At 42.9% G+C, this 18,703-nt stretch carries 16 protein-coding genes; 9 read left to right on the top strand and 7 right to left on the bottom strand.

Features of this window, described 5'->3' with window-relative positions:
* Positions 1–9: 9 nt before the first annotated feature.
* The 3 genes from ACM0OZ_RS18085 to ACM0OZ_RS18075 all read right to left on the bottom strand — a co-directional run bounded on the left by ACM0OZ_RS18085 (position 10) and on the right by ACM0OZ_RS18075 (position 3,382).
* The gene (locus ACM0OZ_RS18085) at positions 10–603 is read right to left on the bottom strand and encodes an SUMF1/EgtB/PvdO family nonheme iron enzyme (RefSeq protein WP_414584214.1); all 594 of its coding nucleotides are present in this window, start codon (positions 601–603) and stop codon (positions 10–12) included.
* A gap of 10 nt (positions 604–613) precedes the next feature.
* On the bottom strand, positions 614–1,987 hold the full coding sequence (locus ACM0OZ_RS18080; RefSeq protein WP_414584212.1) for a sulfatase-like hydrolase/transferase: 1,374 nt from the start codon (positions 1,985–1,987) through the stop codon (positions 614–616).
* 495 nt (positions 1,988–2,482) lie between these two features.
* Complete coding sequence (locus ACM0OZ_RS18075) at positions 2,483–3,382, bottom strand: ChaN family lipoprotein (RefSeq protein WP_414584211.1); 900 nt, start codon at positions 3,380–3,382, stop codon at positions 2,483–2,485.
* Positions 3,383–3,599: 217 nt separating this feature from the next.
* Here ACM0OZ_RS18075 and ACM0OZ_RS18070 point away from each other — a divergent pair, with 217 nt between their 5' ends.
* Complete coding sequence (locus tag ACM0OZ_RS18070) at positions 3,600–4,556, top strand: MDR/zinc-dependent alcohol dehydrogenase-like family protein (RefSeq protein WP_414584210.1); 957 nt, start codon at positions 3,600–3,602, stop codon at positions 4,554–4,556.
* Positions 4,557–4,639: 83 nt separating this feature from the next.
* On the opposite strand, the gene ACM0OZ_RS18065 is transcribed toward ACM0OZ_RS18070, so the two are convergent.
* The 4 genes from ACM0OZ_RS18065 to ACM0OZ_RS18050 form a co-directional block, all read right to left on the bottom strand.
* Complete coding sequence (locus ACM0OZ_RS18065; protein WP_414584216.1) at positions 4,640–4,936, bottom strand: hypothetical protein; 297 nt, start codon at positions 4,934–4,936, stop codon at positions 4,640–4,642.
* Between the two features lie 874 nt (positions 4,937–5,810).
* On the bottom strand, positions 5,811–6,851 hold the full coding sequence (gene chlG / locus ACM0OZ_RS18060; RefSeq protein ID WP_414584209.1) for a chlorophyll synthase ChlG: 1,041 nt from the start codon (positions 6,849–6,851) through the stop codon (positions 5,811–5,813).
* Positions 6,852–7,066: 215 nt separating this feature from the next.
* The gene (locus tag ACM0OZ_RS18055) at positions 7,067–8,167 is read right to left on the bottom strand and encodes an ArsA family ATPase (protein WP_414584208.1); all 1,101 of its coding nucleotides are present in this window, start codon (positions 8,165–8,167) and stop codon (positions 7,067–7,069) included.
* 74 nt (positions 8,168–8,241) lie between these two features.
* Entirely contained in the window at positions 8,242–8,436 is a 195-nt protein-coding gene (locus ACM0OZ_RS18050) for a DUF2862 domain-containing protein (protein ID WP_096562892.1), read from the bottom strand.
* Between the two features lie 197 nt (positions 8,437–8,633).
* On the opposite strand from ACM0OZ_RS18050, the gene ACM0OZ_RS18045 reads away from it, so the two are divergent.
* The 8 genes from ACM0OZ_RS18045 to ACM0OZ_RS18010 all read left to right on the top strand — a co-directional run bounded on the left by ACM0OZ_RS18045 (position 8,634) and on the right by ACM0OZ_RS18010 (position 18,701).
* Complete coding sequence (locus ACM0OZ_RS18045; protein WP_414584207.1) at positions 8,634–9,434, top strand: Uma2 family endonuclease; 801 nt, start codon at positions 8,634–8,636, stop codon at positions 9,432–9,434.
* Positions 9,435–9,463: 29 nt separating this feature from the next.
* Positions 9,464–10,285, top strand: a complete 822-nt coding sequence (locus ACM0OZ_RS18040) for a Uma2 family endonuclease (protein WP_414584205.1) — start codon at positions 9,464–9,466, stop codon at positions 10,283–10,285.
* Positions 10,286–10,621: 336 nt separating this feature from the next.
* On the top strand, positions 10,622–11,467 hold the full coding sequence (locus ACM0OZ_RS18035) for an ABC transporter permease (RefSeq protein WP_414584204.1): 846 nt from the start codon (positions 10,622–10,624) through the stop codon (positions 11,465–11,467).
* 71 nt (positions 11,468–11,538) lie between these two features.
* Positions 11,539–12,618, top strand: coding sequence for a GDP-mannose 4,6-dehydratase (gene gmd, locus ACM0OZ_RS18030; RefSeq protein WP_414584203.1), 1,080 nt, complete (start codon positions 11,539–11,541; stop codon positions 12,616–12,618).
* A 63-nt stretch (positions 12,619–12,681) separates the two neighbouring features.
* Positions 12,682–13,992, top strand: coding sequence for an ABC transporter ATP-binding protein (locus ACM0OZ_RS18025; RefSeq protein ID WP_414584201.1), 1,311 nt, complete (start codon positions 12,682–12,684; stop codon positions 13,990–13,992).
* Positions 13,985–15,823 carry a methyltransferase domain-containing protein gene (locus ACM0OZ_RS18020; RefSeq protein WP_414584200.1) on the top strand — a complete coding sequence of 613 codons (1,839 nt, stop codon included), beginning with the start codon at positions 13,985–13,987 and terminating at the stop codon, positions 15,821–15,823. Before ACM0OZ_RS18025 ends, ACM0OZ_RS18020 begins: the two co-directional genes overlap by 8 nt.
* An 80-nt stretch (positions 15,824–15,903) precedes the next feature.
* Positions 15,904–17,502, top strand: coding sequence for a methyltransferase domain-containing protein (locus ACM0OZ_RS18015; RefSeq protein ID WP_414584199.1), 1,599 nt, complete (start codon positions 15,904–15,906; stop codon positions 17,500–17,502).
* Entirely contained in the window at positions 17,499–18,701 is a 1,203-nt protein-coding gene (locus ACM0OZ_RS18010) for a glycosyltransferase family 4 protein (RefSeq protein WP_414584198.1), read from the top strand. The genes ACM0OZ_RS18015 and ACM0OZ_RS18010 overlap by 4 nt, the downstream gene beginning before the upstream one ends.
* Positions 18,702–18,703 lie beyond the last annotated feature (2 nt).

Genomic DNA, 18,703 nt, shown 5'->3' with positions numbered 1-18,703 from the left:
TTACGGCGTCTAGTTTCTAAGCAACGAATCGCACCAGCAAGGACCATCCCGCCCACCGCGAGCAGCAAATTCCCACTGTGCTTCTGTCGGCAGCGATTTGCCTGCCCAAGCGGCATAAGCAAGAGCATCTTCATAGGCAATATGCACGACAGGATAATTTTCTCGCCCTTTGATAGAACTTCCAGGTCCTGCTGGATGTCGCCAGTTAGCACCAGGCACATAAACCCACCAGCTACAAGTTTGTAAATTCACTCGATGTTTGGGCTGCTGAAAGACAGCTGAACCTGGTACGAGCAGGTCCGGTATAGCTCCAGGATAATCTTCCGGCTTTGGTGGACGCTCCGCCACTGTCACGTAGCCAGTTGCTTTCACAAAACGTTGGAATTGCTTGTTCGTGACAGCATAGCGATCCATCCAAAAGCCATCGACACGGACGAGATGAGCTGGACCTTCCTCTGGGTAATGATGGTCTGATCCCATCATAAAAGTGCCGCCAGGTATCCAGACCATGTCTCTATCAGGTACTTTACCAGGGCGCTTGGCAGCAATTTGCTTGTCAGATTTACCGGATGATACTTCTTGGCGTAATGTACGTTCCTGCATGAATGATTCCTTAAGGTGGGTAAGGCAGGACTTCTGCATTCCATTCCTCAAAGCGATCGCGCAGCTGCTGCAACACTTTGGGATACGCGTCTTTGAGGTCGGTTTGTTCGGCTTCGTCACTGGCAAGATTAAACAGATATTCGTTCTCTCCTTGCCGCAAGTACTTCCAATCCCCACTCCGGACTGCTACTTGAAGCTGTCCTGAAGGACGCCCAGTGATATTGGATTTATAACGCCAGAACAGCGTTCGAGGGTAAACAGGTTTTTTGCCCACAAGAACAGGAAGCAAATTCTGACCGTCAAGTGGATAGTTTGGATCAGGTTTAGTGCCTGTTGCAGCCAGAATTGTTGCTGTCAAGTCTTGAGTGATAATAGCTTGACTGTTGACTTGCTCTGGTTGAATCACCCCAGGCCAGCGGATAAAACTGGGGACTCGCAAACCGCCTTCATACAAATTGCCTTTTCTGCCTTGGAAAGGTCCAAAATCTGAGTACCTCTCACCCCCGTTATCACTGACAAAAATGACGATGGTATTATCAGCTTGCCCAGACTCATTCAAAGCTTGCAAGACTTTACCAACTCCCTCATCTAGGCTCTTCAGTATTGCAGCATAGGTTTCTTTTGACCCTCCGGCAGTGAAAGGATTTGAATTGTAGAAAGTTCTACTTAACTCTTCATCTTCTGGTCCTTCCCAAGGCCAGTGGGGTGCATTGTAATGAAGGCTGAGATAAAATGGCTTGTTGCGGGGTCTTTTAATGAATTCAACAGCACGCTCAGTGTACAAGTCTGTGGCATAACCTGGTATTTCCACTGCTGACTCACCTTCATAAAAGTCAAGTTTGCCACTTCCATCCTTGTGGGTAAAGTAGTCGATCGCTCCACTGTAGTTGCCAAAGAATTCGTCAAAGCCACTCTTGAGTGGACCGTAGTCGGGAAGAAAGCCAGTGTGCCATTTACCAACCAGCGCTGTCTCATAACCATTGCCTTTCAAAAGAGAAGCGATCGTTGGGTGTTCCGGCGGTAATCCTACAGTCTCGCCCCCAGCTAAGGGTTCCTGAAGACCAACTGGCAATCTTGCTGGATAACGACCTGTAAAGAAGCTTATCCGTGTTGGGGTGCAAACAGTTTGCGCTGCATAGGCATTGGTGAATCGGGTACCTTCCCTTGCCAACAGGTCTAAATTGGGCGTTTGATAGGTGTTTCCATAAATACTAAGATCGCCCCAGCCCAAATCATCCGTCAAAATGAACAGTACATTCGGCCGCTTTCGTTTGGCAGCAACAGCGGAAAAAAAGCTTGAGCCTCCTAATGTCAAGGCTGTACTAGCAACTGCAGCCCCTACAAACTGGCGACGACCAAGTGCTTGCAGTTTGCGTTTATTCATGTCTCTGACTCCTCACTTACTGTTTTGATCGCGTTGGATATAGCCATCCAAGCCTGAGTGATGAAACTTCAGATTAGTTGGACACTTCTGACGTGTTGGCTAAAAATTGATGTGATATCTCCTTCATCAACTACGGCAAATCGGTAAGTTTACAGTATTTACTTGGGAAATGAAGACATAATTGCATATATAGGACGCATGAAGCAAGTGTTTTTTCCAACAAATTGTGTAGGCGATGCCCGTGTGGGGCTATGGAGTTTAGGTGGGCGATTGGCGTAAGCGCAAAGCGCAGGCTCCGCCAACGGGTAGCGTGTCCCTAGGACTCAGCCACTGCCCCGAATCGCGATTGGGTACGAGGGCACTGCGCTCCGCGCAATCGCCTTTCATCGCACCTATAATATCCAAGCTTAAAGCTCTAACTTTGATACTGGACAAAATCCTGACTTACAACAGGTGTACTTCCTACAAATAAAAATTGCCGTAACGACAAAATCGTCAGCGTAGTCCTCCCTGCAATATAAAATCTGCTATTGCTTTTTTCTCTTTAGGTTGTGTCTCATCGGGCGGACTGAGCAAGACAGAACGCTGAGTGAATTTTTCACCCTTGAGGCGACGGGCAACGCGGCTAGGGATACCATAGCCATAAATGATATGTCCCTGTCCAGCTAACACGATAACTTGATAATTTGGGCGAGTTTTAACAAATTTGGCAATTCCTTCTGCCATTGTTTCATCCCACAAAACTTGCGCCTGGAAAAACTTTTCCACGTCTACACTGTTACCATGATTACCAGCTTGATGTTGTTGAAAGGCTGCTTGCAACTGTTGGCGATATTCCTCGTTATCTGTACGAATTTCTGACAAGGGTGGAATCAATTTTTGTTCAGATAATGTTAGACTTTCTAAACCTTCTCGGGCAACTTTGCGGGTAATTTCTGAAGGTGTGTTTAAAGCTATAATGGAAAGTTGTTTTTCTTTAGCAAACTTAATAATTGGCGCGTAATTTTCCCAAGGAAAACCCCAGCGTTTTGCATATTCACTTTTCTCTATGAGTTCTTTTTCAGTAATTTTTCCTGCCAGATATTGATTGATAACCTCTTGATAAGGTCGTTGAAACATTTCCATGGCAATACCAATTTTCGGATTGCGTTTGTAGAGTTCTTGAATTATTTTTAGCTGGTTTTTGTGGTCTTCTGCATTATCATGATTTTCTCCTAAATAGACAACATTTACTGGTTTTAATTCCAAAAGCATCTGTTCAAAGCTAGAGATATAATTTTTCGGGTTTCCACAAGTTTTATCCCAGTCTTTAAAGGTAAAATCTCTATTACTAGGAGTGGTGAAAACCAATTTAGGTGGGCAGGCATTGTTTATTGTTTCAGCATAAGTAGGCAAGGTGGTTAAGAGAAAGTAAAAGGTAAAAGGCAAAACGTAAAAGAATAGTGTTTTCCTTTTTCCTTCTTTGTTTTTCGTTCTTAAATTTCTCTGTTTATGGGCTACTATTTGTACGGATGCCTGTAACTTATTTTTTATATACTTTGTCATTTTTCTGTGTCACGCTGACTTTAAGGATAATAATAAACATCAAATTGCACCACACTGAAGATGTAATATGCAAGGACTCTGGCTCGAAAACAATCAACTGCAACTACGTACCGACATAACTATTCCCGAACCGCCACCAGGAGAAGCTTTGGTGCGTGTTCTCTGTGCTGGTATCTGTAACACTGACTTAGAACTGAAGAGAGGTTATTATCCGTACACTGGCATTTTAGGACATGAGTTTGTCGGTGTTGTCGAACAAGGACCAGAACACCTAGTTAACCAGCGAGTTGTTGGAGAAATCAATGCTGTTTGCGGGCGATGTAGGTTCTGTCGTAGCGGACAACCAACTCATTGCGAAAATCGCACTGTCCTTGGCATTGTCAACCGCAATGGAGCTTTTGCTGAATATCTCTGTTTGCCAATAGAGAATTTGCATCCTGTACCTAACAATATTCCCACAGAAGTCGCAACTTTTACCGAACCTTTAGCAGCGGCGCTGGAAATTCAGCAGCAGCTTAAGTTCCATCCAGATGACCGGGTGCTTGTTATTGGAGATGGTAAGCTGGGAATACTGGTAGCGCAAACAATAGCTTTAACAGGCTGCGACCTTTTGGTTGTGGGGCGTCATCGAGACAAACTCGCTCATTTAGAGGCACGAGGTATCAAAACTGGCTTTGCTGATACAGTGACAGATAGAGCTTTTGATATTTCTGTAGAGTGTACTGGTAACTCAGAAGGCTTTGCACTTGCTCGCCGCGCTTTGCGTCCACGCGGTACTCTGGTGCTTAAAAGTACCTACGCTGGCAACCTCAGCCTTGATGCTTCTTCTTTAGTTGTGGATGAAATTACTCTCATTGGCTCCCGTTGTGGTCCCTTTGCGCCTGCACTAGATCTCCTACAACAAGAAAAGGTGGATGTAAAATCCCTGATTAATGCCCGCTATCCTCTCGCTGATGGGCTTACTGCTTTTGAACGCGCTCAGACAAAGGGGGTTTTAAAGGTATTGTTAGAAATTGGTTATTGAGTTCTTCAGATCCCCGACTTCTTAAAGAAGTCGGGGATCTTGTTTTTTCACAAATCCTCAACGGATTGCTATACTAACAATTCCTAGTAAAGTAAAGGATTCGTCTTTGGTTGATAATCCATACAATTTATCGCTTCTTCTGTATTGGCAATACAGGGACGAACGGTGCATTTAAGATGGTAATCATTGGTAAAATACTGGCAGCCTGTACAAGGTATTTGATGCATTTGCTGCGCTGTAGTGACACTATCTCGTGCTGCCGTCCACATACTCCAGGCAACGAGAATAATGAGTGCCCAAGCAGAGAAAAAGCAAATAGGGATTATCAAAGGCTGAATCAAATGAATGAAATGAAACAGATAATACAGTAGTTGTAACACGGTAAGTCCTGACAAAAGTTACGAGTCTTAATTTTTAAGTTAGGAGTTAGGAGCTTTTCATTTAGACTCCTCACCCAACGGGAGAGCCAGTTGTCTGCGTCGGGAAAGCCCTCATTAGCACTGGTCTCAGTCTTAACTGTTACTTTTTTCCTTACTCCTAACTTCTCACTTTAGAGGTATAAGGTGAAGTACCCATGCTTAGCTATGCCTGACGGCACGCTGCACGAACGCTTGAAGCATGGGCTAAGCGCTAAGGCGCACGCTTCGCGAACGCGTCTCATTCGCCGTTGCTCTGTTGGGTACACTCATTGCTGAATGTTCGTCACTGAAGACGATCTAAGTCTTACACAGCGTCTCTGGTATTACTACCTTTATCCCTGCAGGAGGGAACCCGCGCAGCCGCCCGCCAACCGAGGGCAGTTTGATTTGTGTTCGAGAATTCACATGGAATGTGCTTACGCGTTCCACCGGCAAATTCTTTTCCCCCTTTCTCACGCTAGTTACTTTGGTAAGCGTCGAACCGCTACTTTGACCTGTTGTTTGCAGCCGTGTGGGTGGGTCGCAACCATCTTTATGATAGCATAAATGTGTCTATATTGTGGACATATTTATGAAAACAAAAGAGGTGCACATTCGTATATCCGAAAAGCGTTTCAACAAGTTGAAGAATTATGCCACGTCAAAGGAGAAGACGGTTACTCAATTGATTGAAGATTACATTGACCGACTACCGACCTTGGAAAATCGCAACTCTTCAACCATCCCACTCCCTGTCAATCCTACGGATTGAATTAGTCGGAGATGGTTTCATAGCTGCACAGCACGCCATCCCCACCCTATGAGTACATTGAGGGTGGGGACTTCCGTAATACCGTTAAATACCAGCATGACCAATTGCTAAACCAGCAATGAGCATTCCTATGACTAGGAATGGTTGAGCGCTTGCTTGATATTTGACATCATTTTTCAAGGGATCACGCAGGAAATACATATCTTGGAAGGTGATTTGCGGGATGACGAGTAGTAAGAGAATTGCTGCGTACAAATTCTCGTGAATGTAGATGAGATAAGCAGCGATCGCCACTTGAAACACATCTATCATCACCACACAAATCCATGCCGCAGTGGTGACACCAAACATCACAGGTAATGACTTTAATCCGAACTTGCGATCGCCTTCTACACTCTTGAAGTCATTGACAATGGCAATACCCAAACCAGCCAAACTATAAACCACGGTAAAAACCACAATTTTCCAATTGAGTTCCCCAAACAAAGCATGACCAGTACACCAAGGCAAGGCGATGTAGCTAGCACCAAGGGCATAGCTGCTGAACCAACCGTTCTGTTTTAGCTTCAGAGGTGGTGCCGAATAGATGTATGCTATGAAGGAACCTAGGAAGGCGGTTACCGTAATGGTGGGGAAGTTATGACCTGCCCAAACATCTAGAACAAATGCTAGGACAATACCAGCAACAAGTAATACCCAAATCTGCGTAATTACCTGGGGTAAGGGAATTGCTCCGGAGGGAATTGGGCGATAAGGTTCGTTGATGGCGTCAATTTCGCGATCGTAGTATTCATTCAGGGTTTGCGTGTAACCCGCCAGCAATGGTCCCGACAGCAACATACAAGTTGCTGCCTTCAATACATTTTCCAGCGTCCATGTGTACTCACCAGAGGAAGCCGCACCGCAAACTACCCCCCATATTAGAGGAATCCAGGTAATGGGCTTCATCAGTTGCAGGCGGATTTTCCAAATTGCGGTTTCCCCTGGTGCTGCACCTTTCATTCCTAGGAGTTGCCTAGTTTTGGCACCACGAGTCATAGCAGCTTTGACGGACTCTGTTGGTGCTACCGAGTCTAGTGCTTCAGGTGAATTTGGATCTGGCGTAATCGGAGTTGATTCAGACATAAGGAGTACACGTTAATTGGTCATTGGGAATAAGGAATAGGGAATTGTTAGTTGTACCAGACGTGCCATGGCACGTCTGGTACATTAGTTGTTTGTCAAAAAGTGCCACTCACCCTTCGGGTTCGCCAGTCGCCTGGCTGTCGGGAAACCCTCCTGCAGCGCTGGCTCACCATTAACTATTAACCTTTCCCTATACCCTATTCCTTTCGTAATACCTAAAAGGAGATTATCAAATAATTATTTTGAAACTTTGCTCCAGTGATAGATCTGCCACTTAAGGCAGGAGGTAGGAAGATATTACGCCGTTGGTCTCCTGCTTCCACAGTGACTTCTGGACCATACTGAGTCAGTTTGACCTGCTTTTTGTCAAATCCAGGCAAAAATAGGCGTACCTGACGCGTCTGAACGTCTACTTCTATAGGCTTGGGAGCTTGTACCGCTTGCGCCACAAAGTTAGGTAGGGCATCGATCAGGGGTTGCCAGTCACCCAGTTTTGCGTCTGGAACAACACTCACTGGCAAGGGAGTAAATTCTTCGCCTAGATCAACAGTTGTGTCTTCTGACACAAGGATAACGCCGCCAACAGTGAGACCAACTTGTTGGGCACCACCCCAAAGATAGCGGGTTGTAGCCACTTCCACAGGATCATTGGTAGTGACTAGGAAAGCAGCAATGTGTTTGGGATCAGCAAGGGCGGCTTTTCCCTTGTCCAAAATATTATTAATTTTGTTGGTGGGTTGGGAGAAGTTATCTGATGTCCAGTTGACGTTGAAAAAGGTGCTAATCAGCGGTTGAATCAAGGGCGATTCAGAAATTGTTTTTCCTAAGTCGGAATTGATAAACAATTGGTAAAACCGCCGCACATACCAACTGAGAGACTCTGGCATTCCCAACATCCGCACGGTGGAAGAGTCGCCTGAGCCATCATAGATGATCGCGTCATATTTGCCGCTTTCGTCATACTCTCGAATAGCATTCAAAGCAAGGGCGCTGTCCATCCCCGGCAAGACTGCCAATTCTTGACCATAAATCTCTTTGAGGATAGGCGTGCGGAGGTATTGACTCTCAAGTTTTTTCACTTCCTCCCAGCTGCGTTCTAGCAGCACTGCTGTTTGGAACTGCACAACTTGTAGATTGGGACCAATTTCTTGGGGATCAGGACCAAGAGTTGCTCCCAGCAGGATTGACAATGCTGGTTCTGCTTGTCCAGCCAGGAGAACACGCTTGCCAAGACTAGCCAATAATTTGGCTGCGGCGATCGCAATTTTCGTGCGATCGCTGCCGCCTTTGCCCAAAAATGTCAGTATCAGGGCCATTACTTGATTCCTATGTTTACCGCTGGTTTTTTCAACTCCAACTTAGCACTCGGCTTGTTTTAGTAGCTTCTCCCCTACTGCACGACTTTGAGTTCATCTTCAAAAAACCAAGTGGCAAAATTATCCTCAAACTTGACCACTACGCCAACACCGCTACTATCGGTCATTTTGAAGCCTTCGATGGTGCCGACTTGTCCTAGCTTTTTCACAACAGGAGCAGATACGCGATCGCGCAAACGAACGATTTTAACTTTTTGTCCGATTTCCATGCCAACTTACTACACAACAAACCAAGACTCAGTGTAGCTGAATGTGGGACATGAGAGGGAGTGGGGGATGAGGGAGGGAGGGAGGGAGGGAGTGGGGGAGAATAATTTTTGACTGTTGACTGTTGACTAATGACTAATGACTAATGACTAATGACGACTGACTAGAATGAAATCAATAGGTCAGCAGGTGTAAGCAAATGTTTGTCACAGCGCAACAGCTAGAACAACAGATGCCCGATGCAAGTCGGTTGTTAAGTGATGAGCCAGAAATGGAAAGTTCTTTGCATTATATGCAGCTACTGCTGCTAGTGACTTGTTTGGAGTGGCTGTGGCGAGACCGGAATGATTTCTTTCTCGGCGCGAATCTTACTATATATTTTAGTCGCCAGCAGTTGCGGAATCCCGATTTTAGAGGACCAGACTTTTTCTTAGTGAAGGACACTGAGAAAAGACCCCGTAATTCCTGGGTCGTTTGGCAGGAAGATGGTCGTTATCCAGACTTGATTATTGAATTACTTTCTGAGAGTACAGCTCATGTTGACCGGAATTTGAAGAAAAACCTCTACCAAAATCGGTTTCGTACTCCAGAATATTTTTGGTTTTTGCCGGAAAATTTGGAATTTGTCGGTTTTGAGTTGGTAGGTAATGAATATCAAGAAATTGTAGCGAATGCGCGGGGATGGCGTTGGAGCCAGGTGCTTGGTCTGTATTTGGGTGTCGAGGCAGGTAAACTACGATACTTCACATCAGAAGGGGATTTAGTGCCGACACCAGAGGAGGCGGCGAGAGTTGCACAACAAGCGGCTATTGAGCAAGAGCAACGGGCAACGGAAGCACAGCAACGGGCAACGGAAGCACAGCAACGCGCAACGGATGCAGAATTACTTTTGGAACAAGAACGACAGCGATTGCGCAAAGCGCAGTGCCCTGACGGGCAATCGCAGTTGTTGGCACAGCAGTTGCGATCGTTGGGTATTGATCCAGAAAGTTTGACTTAGTCCATGGATTGAAATTAGAGGTAGCACTTATGTATCAAACTGATCCACCCCGTCCACCCCAGGAAGTCCTACCCACGATGTATGATTTGCCTAGTGAATTAGTGGGAGAACCTGGATTGCCAGATGAATTTCATATTTTTCAACCGAGACTACTCAGCGAAACCTGCCAACCTTCTAACTATTCCGCTGAGGAAATTTTAATTGCTACCGACTTAAATCTTTACTACGACCCCCGTCATCCACTGTGGTACAAGCGCCCTGATTGGTACTTAGTCTTACGGGTTTCTCGTGCCCAACAACAACAAGACTTGCGCTTGAGTTATGTGATTTGGCAAGAGGGAGTTGATCCATTTTTAGTCGTTGAGTTGCTTTCACCTGGTACAGAACAGGAAGACTTAGGACAGACTCTCAGGGAAGTCAACCAGCCCCCAACCAAGTGGCAGGTTTATGAGCAAATTTTACGTATTCCCTATTATGTTGTGTTTGACCGATACAGCAATCGACTGCGAGGTTTTCGCTTAGAGGGGACTCGTTATCAGGAATTGTCTTTACCCAACCAACGTTTGTGGCTTGAAGAGGTGCAGCTAGGCTTAGGAGTTTGGCAAGGTTCCTACGAGAATATAACAGGTTTATGGCTGCGTTGGTACGATGCAAGTCATCAATGGATACCAACACCTGCACAGCAAGTTGAACAAGAACGCCAACGGGCTGAACAAGAACGCCAACGGGCTGAACAAGAACGCCAACGAGCTGAACAAGAACGCCAACGGGCTGAACAAGAACGCCAACGGGCTGAAAGACTGGCGGAATATTTGCGTAATCAGGGAATTGATCCGGATAACTTGCTTTAAACGTGAAGCAATACTTGTTTAATATTTAACACAGAGATTTGCCAACAACCAGCTGTTTGTATAGCAATTGACTTAACAGTGACGATTGTTAGGAATTAATCTTTGAGAGTTTGACTTAGTTCGCCATCTCAGGAAATATCTCAGGAAATAGGAGAGAAAATATGCAGCAAAATATCCAATTAATCGTATAATCTACAAGGTAATTTAAGCGCAATTTTACAAAAAAAATTTATTCTTGCAATACAAGTACGATGGGAACTTTCATAGCTGTTAGACTTCATTGAAACAAATTTGGTGTGTAGGTAGTGAGCGAGGAAGCTGGAATTGTTGCGAACAATGCGAGGAGTTGTCCGAAAGGCAGGGATGCTGAAGCGCATTCTACCAATTAACGAAAATTGGTGGGCAAAGTTCGATTTACTCAGAACTCTAGTGCGACGGGATTTGGATGCACGCTACAAGGGTTCTGTTTTAGGTAATTTATGGCCTTTGTTAAATCAGCTAGCGCAGTTACTGATTTATACTTATGTGTTTTCAATTGTACTAAGGGTAAAGTTGAGCCTTAAAGGTTTACCAGAAAATAATTTTACCTTTGGTTTGTGGCTATTTGCAGGGTTGCTGCCTTGGATCGCATTTAGTGGTGGGTTGATGCAGGCGTCTACTTCGGTGATCGGACAGCCGAATTTAGTCAAGAAGGTTGTGTTTCCTTTAGCTTTGTTACCGCTAGTGCCAATTTTATCAACATTTATTGAGAGTTCCTTTGGTTTGATGGCGTTGATTTTTTTTGTGGCGGTACAAAGTCAGGCTTTACATACAACTTTGGCACTGTTACCGTTGGTTTGGCTACCACAGTTATTGTTGACAGCGGGATTAGGTTATTTAACAGCAGGACTAACGGTATTTCTGCGAGATATACCCCAGACGTTGGGAGTGATCTTACAGCTTTGGTTGTATCTGACACCAATTGTTTATCCAGCATCATCGATCCCACCAGAATTTCGGGATTGGGTGTTTTGGTTAAATCCCTTGACGGCGATCGCCGAAGTTTATCGTGACCTGATTTTAGTCGGGGAAGTGAAACATTGGGGCGAATGGGCAGTGGCTTCCGGAGTTTCTACGATGATCTTTTGTTGTGGTTTCTGGGTTTATAAGCGGTTGAAACCAGCCTTTGCTGATGTATTGTAGCAAAAGACTCCGCTCAATGTCGTAGGATTAATTAGGTATTTAACTTATTAAATTTATAGGAAAAGGAAAGCATGACTCAGCGCAAGCGGGCACTGATTACCGGAATTACAGGGCAAGACGGTTCCTACCTCAGTGAATTCCTTTTGGAAAAAGGTTACGAAGTTCACGGCATCATTCGCCGTACCTCAACCTTCAATACTGACCGCATCGACCACATTTATACTGACCCACACAGTGAGGATGCACGACTATTTTTGCATTATGGCGATTTGACTGATGGAACCACGCTGCGACGAATCCTTGAACAGGTGCAACCGATTGAAATTTATAATCTTGGAGCACAATCTCATGTACGAGTTAGTTTTGACTCGCCTGAGTACACTGTTGACGCCGTAGGTATGGGAACGTTACGGCTATTGGAAGCAGTACGGGATTATCAGCAGCGTACAAAGATTGAAGTACGCTTTTACCAAGCAGGCTCATCTGAGATGTATGGTAAAGCGCAGGCAGTACCGCAGACAGAGACAACCCCATTTTATCCCCGCAGTCCCTATGCTTGTGCAAAAGTATATGCTCACTGGCAGACTGTGAACTATCGCGAATCCTTCCGGTTGTTTGCCTGTAATGGGATTTTGTTCAATCATGAGTCGCCAAGGCGGGGAGAAACTTTTGTTACACGCAAGATTACACAAGCTGTGGCGCGGATTTTAGCAGGCAAGCAGAAAAAGCTCTACATGGGTAACTTGGATGCCAAACGAGATTGGGGATATGCAAAGGATTACGTACAGGCAATGTGGTTGATGTTGCAGCAGAATGAGCCGGATGATTACGTTGTTGCCACAGGCGAAACTCACTCTGTACGCGAGTTTTTAGAGATTGCCTTTGGCTATGTCAATCTCAAGTGGGAAAATTACGTGGAGTTTGATGAGCGGTATTTGCGCCCAGCAGAAGTTGAACTGTTGATTGGAGATGCAAGTAAAGCGAAGCGCAAGCTGGGGTGGGAGCCGACAGTCACATTTGAAGATTTAGTAAAGTTGATGGTTGAGGCAGACTTGCAAGCTTTAGGGCTGACATCTCCCAATGGCAATGGGCACTCTATAGTGCAAGATAACGTTATTACTCGACAAAGCCTGGTGAGTTTTATGGCTTAGTTGATGATTTTTGATTCACAAGATTGTAGAGTTTCGGATGTGCCGAGAGTATGTGTACGTACTATGGGTGAGGAAATTGCAATTTCACTAAAGAATGTCTCGAAGTGCTACAAGCGGTATGCTCGTCCGGTAGATCGGCTCAAGGAAATTTTGCTACCAGGAAAGAGCATCGCTCAAGAGTTTTGGGCATTGCGGGATATTAACCTAGAAATTCCCAAAGGAGAGACTTTGGGAATTATTGGTCAAAATGGCTCTGGCAAAAGTACAATGCTGCAAATTATTGCCAAAACGCTGACACCCACAACAGGGGAAGTACAGGTGAATGGGCGGGTTTCAGCATTGTTGGAGCTTGGTAGTGGATTTAATCCTGAGTTTACAGGGCGGCAAAATGTCTTTTTTAATGGGCGGTTGTTGGGATTAAGCCACGAAGAAATTGAAGACAAATTTGATGAGATTGCTGCGTTTGCAGATATTGGTGATTTTATTGACCAACCTGTAAAAACATACTCTAGTGGTATGTTTGTCCGTTTGGCTTTTGCGGTTGCAGTCAGTGTTAATCCTGACATTCTCATTCTGGATGAAGCATTAGCAGTAGGTGATATTTATTTTCAGCAAAAATGTTTTGAGCAAATTAAAAAACTCAGAGATTTAGGAATAACCTTTTTATTTGTTTCCCACGATTCCATGGCTGTATACAAACTTTGCCATAGAGCCGTGTTAATGGAAGCAGGGCAATTAGTGCTGGATGCAAAACCAAAGCAAGTCATTGATTTATATCAAGCAAAGCTACTGCAAAAAATGGATGTGCAGCCAGAGACATTAGAAATTCAGATGAAATCGAACTCGAATTATGGAATATTACAGGAAAATAAAAAGTTCTCAGTTGCTCAAGAAGAATTAGAAGAAGTTGTTATTAATTTGCCAGAGGTTAGTTTAAAATTTATTAAATTTTTCAATGAAGATGGCCAAGAAACTGAAGCTGTTATTAGTGATAGATCTGTCGAGTTAAGTATAGGACTATTATTTTTAAAATCTTTTGACGATCCACATATCGGTTTTAAAATTAGGGATCGACTTGGAGAGGTTGTGTTTGAAACAAACACTTTCTGTATGGGACAAACAGTAGGTCAAGTGGAAAGCGAGACATTATTGGAGGTTCGCTTTAAGTTTCAAGTTCCTCTTATGGAGGGTGAATACACAATTACGGTAGGTGTTGCTGATAGTGCATTTGGACAAAGTTCGTTCAAGAAAACATTAGTATATGCCCATAATGTGGCTATTTTAAAAGTCCTGAAAAATAAAGAAGCTATACTTTGGTCAGGTATGGTAAATCTTTCTCCTAATATTTTAATTTTACGGCATACTTATGTTTGATTATATAATTCAGCAGGCAAAACAAACAGAATATGATTTTAGAAAAACTGCGAATCCAGATGATCCGCTAGGACACCTGTTTCATGAGTGGGTTGATTACTACAAGTTAAAGTGGGCGATCGCTCATGTCCTAAAACCAGCTTCCATTCTTGAAATAGGAGTACGCTTTGGTTATTCAGCAGCCGCATTTCTCAATGGAAACCCTGCTGCTCACTATGTTGGTATTGATTTAGATACAGACTCCTATGGTGGTGTCAAAGGAGCAATTCATTGGGCAGAAAAAATTACCACTGAATTTTCTAGCGAATTTCTTGTTGCTGACACACAAGCTATGCAACGCTTTCCGGGTGATATCTATGATTTGATTCATGTAGATGGGCAACAAGATGGAGATAGTTCATTTCATGATTTAGAAGTTGCCACTAAGCAGGGACGTTATGTGCTAGTGGATGGGTACTTGTGGACTAGACAAAATTTTATGGCAGTCAGCGATTTTTTATTTCGCTACGCTGACATCCTAGATTGGTATGGGGTAATACCAGGCTATGCTGGAGAGCTATTAATAAAAGTTTCAGAGAATTATTTAAGGCAATATAGTAAAGATAACAACCAGATTGACAACTCTAGTCTAGCGATTCGTCAAACTTACACAACTGAGTATTACACTCAGGATTGTGGCGGCTATGATGTGTACAAAAAAAATCATGGGAAAAAATTAGAAGATCCAAGACTAAAGACTGTTGCCACTATTGCAAGTTTGAAAAAATCAGGACGTGTTCTCGACTTAGGATGTGGTCGGGGTGAACTTAGTTTCTATTTTGCTCGTCAAGGCTTTACAGTGACGGCTATTGACTACTCACAAAATGCAATTGAGTTGGCAAAAAAGTGTTTTGATGGTGAGGCTTCTGTTCAAGCAAACGTAGAATTTATTTGTGATGATGTATGTAATGTATCACTATCACAAAAGTATGATTTAGCAGTTGCATCTGATATAATTGAACACTTATCTAGTCAGGAAGTCGAGAAGTTTTATCACAAAATAGCACAACATTTGAAGTCAGATGGTTTATTTGTTGTCCATACGTTTCCTAACCTTTGGTATTATAAGTACGACTATCAACGTAAGAGAAGGATTGCTGCCTCTGTTGGTGCTTATCTACCAGCACAACCCCGTTCTAGATATGAGATGCTGATGCATATCAATGAACAGTCTCCAAGAGTTTTAAAAAAGCAGTTAAGTCAATATTTTAAGTATGTGTATTTGTGGTTTGGTGATACAGAAAATCCTGGTGGTAGTCTACTGAGAAAATTTTCAATAAGAGAAATTTCGGCTGCTCCCAGCCTGTTTGCAATAGCCTCTCATCGGGAGATAAATCAAGAACAATTGAAAAACACTTTACAAATGTCTCCTGTCCCACCTCTTCCGTCAGGAAAAATCAAAATTTTAGTAGAAGATTGTCCAGCAAAAGTAAGTGTTAATAGTGAATTTGAAATTCAGATAAACCTAGAGAATAATAGCGAATTTAGTTTTCATAGTTATGGTTCTCACCCTGTTCACATTGCTTATCACTGGATGAATCAGCAGGCTAATAATTACATTGTGTTTGATGGAGAACGAACAAAGATATTTCCGCCTTTATATAAAGGTAAGCCTATACTATTGAAATCTTTATTAGGTCAAGTCACAACAGAAACATATACAGCTAAAGTTAAGGCACTACCCGAGAAAGGTAATTACATTTTGAGAGTTACGCTTGTGCAGGAAGGAGTGCGTTGGTTTGATGAAGTGCCAACTCAATTAATGGAGGATGTCTTAATTAGTATGATTTAAGAAAAAGCATAAGATGATGCATATTTATATTCCATAAGCAATTAAGTGTGATTTTTTAGAAATATAAGTAGGCGAAGAAGATGATTAATTCAAGTAATCCTGAAATTAATGTTGATGAATTAATGCAAAGAATCCGGGAAGATGTTGCTAAGCGTTATGGTCAATCTCAATCAAAAAACATAACACCCAAGCCAATAATATCGAGCCCAACTGGAACATTAGATCATATTTTCTACCATATTGAAGCTTTACTTAGGAATGCCGAGACTAGAGCCATTATCCGCACTAAATGGCCAGATAACCTTAATAAATTTCCTTTTAATCTCGGTATCATTAAAATTTTACAAAAAATTGCTTTAAAAATACTTAGTTTTATATTCAAAGACCAACGGGAAGTAAACTTTAATCTGATCCGTGCTTTGAAAGAATCTGTAGGGCTTAATCGACAACTTATAGAACAAATAACAAGTTTAAGAGCGCAGATTGATGAGCGCTTGAATGCTGTGGACACGAGTTTACAAACAATGGATAAGCGCCTAAGCGCTATGGATACTCGCGTGCAAGGAATAGATGAGCGATTGGGTGCTGTATATAGCCACGTTCCAGAGATAGATGACAGTTTGGAAAAGATTCATGCCAACGTAAATAATTGGATGAGTGGAATACAAGAGCGCTTAGATGTTGTAAATAGTCGCAAACAACTGATAGATGAGCATCTAAAGGCGGTTGATACTCATATACAAGGAGTAGATGAGCGCTTAGGTAGTGTGGATACTTGCCTGCAAGCAATTAATCAACGTTTGGGTACTATCAATATTAGGGTGGAAGATCTAGATGAGCGTTATTTGAAAAACGATAGCTACCTCAAAAACGACCTAATACAGCAAAAGCGCCTAATAACCATGTTTTTGGAACAAGCGCAGCGGCAGTTACCAGAACCATTTAGCCAAGAACAGTTGCAAACTTTTGCTGAAGAAGAACAACATTCACTAGATGCCTTTTATGTGGCTTTTGAAGACCAATTTCGGGGTAGCCGTGAAGTTATTTTTAACAGGTTAAAAGTCTACCTACCCATCATTCAAGAAGCAAAGGTAGGTACACCGGATTTACCGATTCTAGATGTGGGCTGTGGGCGCGGCGAATGGTTGGAGTTACTGCGTGAGTCTGGATATACAGCAAGGGGTATAGATATCAATAGGGTGATGTTAGAGAAGTGTAAAGATAGGGGACTGGAGGTGATGGAATCAGATGTCATTGCATATTTGCAGTCTTTACCAGATGCAAGCTTAGGTGTAGTCACTGGATTTCATATTATCGAACATCTGCCATTTTCTATGTTAATAAGATTGGTAGATGAAACAGTCAGGGTACTTCATAGTGGTGGCTTAGCTATCTTTGAAACGCCAAACCCAGAAAACATAGTGGTTGGTGCGTGTAATTTTTACTCAGATCCGACTCATCGTAACCCGCTCTTTCCACCAACTGTTAAGTTTTTATTCAAGCAACGTGGATTTTTGGATGTAGAATTACTACGTCTGAGAGAAGATCGACTCGAAGATCCACTACAGCTGCTTGAAGCTGATAACCCAATAGCATCTCAACTAAATCCCTTAATTGAAATTGCTAAGTCCAACTTTTATGCACCACCAGATTTTGCAGTAGTAGCCAAGAAAGGATGAGTAACATTTCAATTACATTCGTAACTCCCTGGTACGGCACTTTTGCGGGGGGAGCAGAAGTAGCTGCCAGAACCTTAGCAGAACAATTAAGCAAGCGGGGTTTTGATGTCCAAGTTCTCACCACTTGTTGCCGTTCCCCTTTTGATAATTGGTGGCAGAATACGCTGCCTCCTAGTGTTGAGAAGATTAATGGTGTCGTAGTACGTCGGTTTCCTGTGAAACAGGAGAGTGAACACCTATATCATGAAGTGAACTATAGAATTATTCATAACATGGAGGTAGATGAAAATTTTCAACGTCAATTCATTGAAAATAGTATTAATAGTCAGGCACTTGTTGACTATGCCAAAGCCAATACAGATGGACATTTAGTGATTGGTATGCCCTACACACAAGGGCTAATTTATTCGCTCATTCAATCACTAGAAGGTAGAGCCAGTATCATGCCTTGTTTTCATGATGAGCCTCAGTTTAAATGGATGACTACAGCAGAAATGCTGGCTCGTAGCCGCCATATTTTCTTTTTAACAGAAGAAGAAAAAACACTAGCAATCAAATATTATGGGCATACTATTGGTCGTAGACTAGTAGAAAGTTCTGTCATTGGGGTAGGGGTAGAATTACCTATTGATGTTGATAGAATTCAAAAAACAAATTTCTGTCTTTTAAAAGATATTAAGCTGCGTTACAATCTTCCTGACAAATTTTTTGTATCTGTTGGTCGAAAAGATGTTGGAAAGAATGTTCTTACGTTAATAGATTATTTTAAAAATTATCAGTCACATGGTGGTGACGCTACTCTTGTTTTCTTAGGTGGAGGTGATGCGAACCTTGTACCAACGAATAAAGGCTTTTTAGATTTAGGATTTGTTTCAGAAGAAGACAAATATTTAATTATTTCCCAGGCATTGGGGTTAATCAATCTGTCTCAAAATGAAAGCTTCTCGCTAGTACTTATGGAAGCTTGGTTGTGCGAAGTTCCGGTTATTGTTCATCGAAATGGTGAAGTTACTACTGCACATTGTAGAAAAAGTCAGGGAGGTATACCAATTTCATCAAGCGAAGAATTTGAAGCTGCTTTAGAAATTTTAAGTAGCCTAGATAAGGGTAAAATTTTCGCAAAGTCTGGCAAGCGTTACGTGCAGTCTAACTATTCTTGGGATTGTGTCATCAACCATTTTTTGAGAGGTGCTTATTAAAA

This window comes from Scytonema sp. PCC 10023 (assembly GCF_963920835.1).
Lineage (GTDB): Bacteria > Cyanobacteriota > Cyanobacteriia > Cyanobacteriales > Nostocaceae > Kalymmatonema.
The sequence above is the reverse complement of the archived record's forward strand: the minus strand, read 5'-3'. Positions and strand labels throughout refer to the sequence as shown.

Bases quoted from the DNA above. Each gene is read 5' to 3' on its own strand.
- ACM0OZ_RS18085 (WP_414584214.1), bottom strand. From the start codon at position 603: ATGCAGGAACGTACATTACGCCAAGAAGTATCATCCGGTAAATCTGAC.
- ACM0OZ_RS18080 (WP_414584212.1), bottom strand. From the start codon at position 1,987: ATGAATAAACGCAAACTGCAAGCACTTGGTCGTCGCCAGTTTGTAGGG.
- ACM0OZ_RS18070 (WP_414584210.1), top strand. From the start codon at position 3,600: ATGCAAGGACTCTGGCTCGAAAACAATCAACTGCAACTACGTACCGAC.
- chlG (WP_414584209.1), bottom strand. From the start codon at position 6,851: ATGTCTGAATCAACTCCGATTACGCCAGATCCAAATTCACCTGAAGCA.
- ACM0OZ_RS18055 (WP_414584208.1), bottom strand. From the start codon at position 8,167: ATGGCCCTGATACTGACATTTTTGGGCAAAGGCGGCAGCGATCGCACG.
- ACM0OZ_RS18050 (WP_096562892.1), bottom strand. From the start codon at position 8,436: ATGGAAATCGGACAAAAAGTTAAAATCGTTCGTTTGCGCGATCGCGTA.
- ACM0OZ_RS18045 (WP_414584207.1), top strand. From the start codon at position 8,634: ATGTTTGTCACAGCGCAACAGCTAGAACAACAGATGCCCGATGCAAGT.
- ACM0OZ_RS18040 (WP_414584205.1), top strand. From the start codon at position 9,464: ATGTATCAAACTGATCCACCCCGTCCACCCCAGGAAGTCCTACCCACG.
- ACM0OZ_RS18035 (WP_414584204.1), top strand. From the start codon at position 10,622: ATGCGAGGAGTTGTCCGAAAGGCAGGGATGCTGAAGCGCATTCTACCA.
- gmd (WP_414584203.1), top strand. From the start codon at position 11,539: ATGACTCAGCGCAAGCGGGCACTGATTACCGGAATTACAGGGCAAGAC.
- ACM0OZ_RS18025 (WP_414584201.1), top strand. From the start codon at position 12,682: ATGGGTGAGGAAATTGCAATTTCACTAAAGAATGTCTCGAAGTGCTAC.
- ACM0OZ_RS18020 (WP_414584200.1), top strand. From the start codon at position 13,985: ATGTTTGATTATATAATTCAGCAGGCAAAACAAACAGAATATGATTTT.
- ACM0OZ_RS18015 (WP_414584199.1), top strand. From the start codon at position 15,904: ATGATTAATTCAAGTAATCCTGAAATTAATGTTGATGAATTAATGCAA.
- ACM0OZ_RS18010 (WP_414584198.1), top strand. From the start codon at position 17,499: ATGAGTAACATTTCAATTACATTCGTAACTCCCTGGTACGGCACTTTT.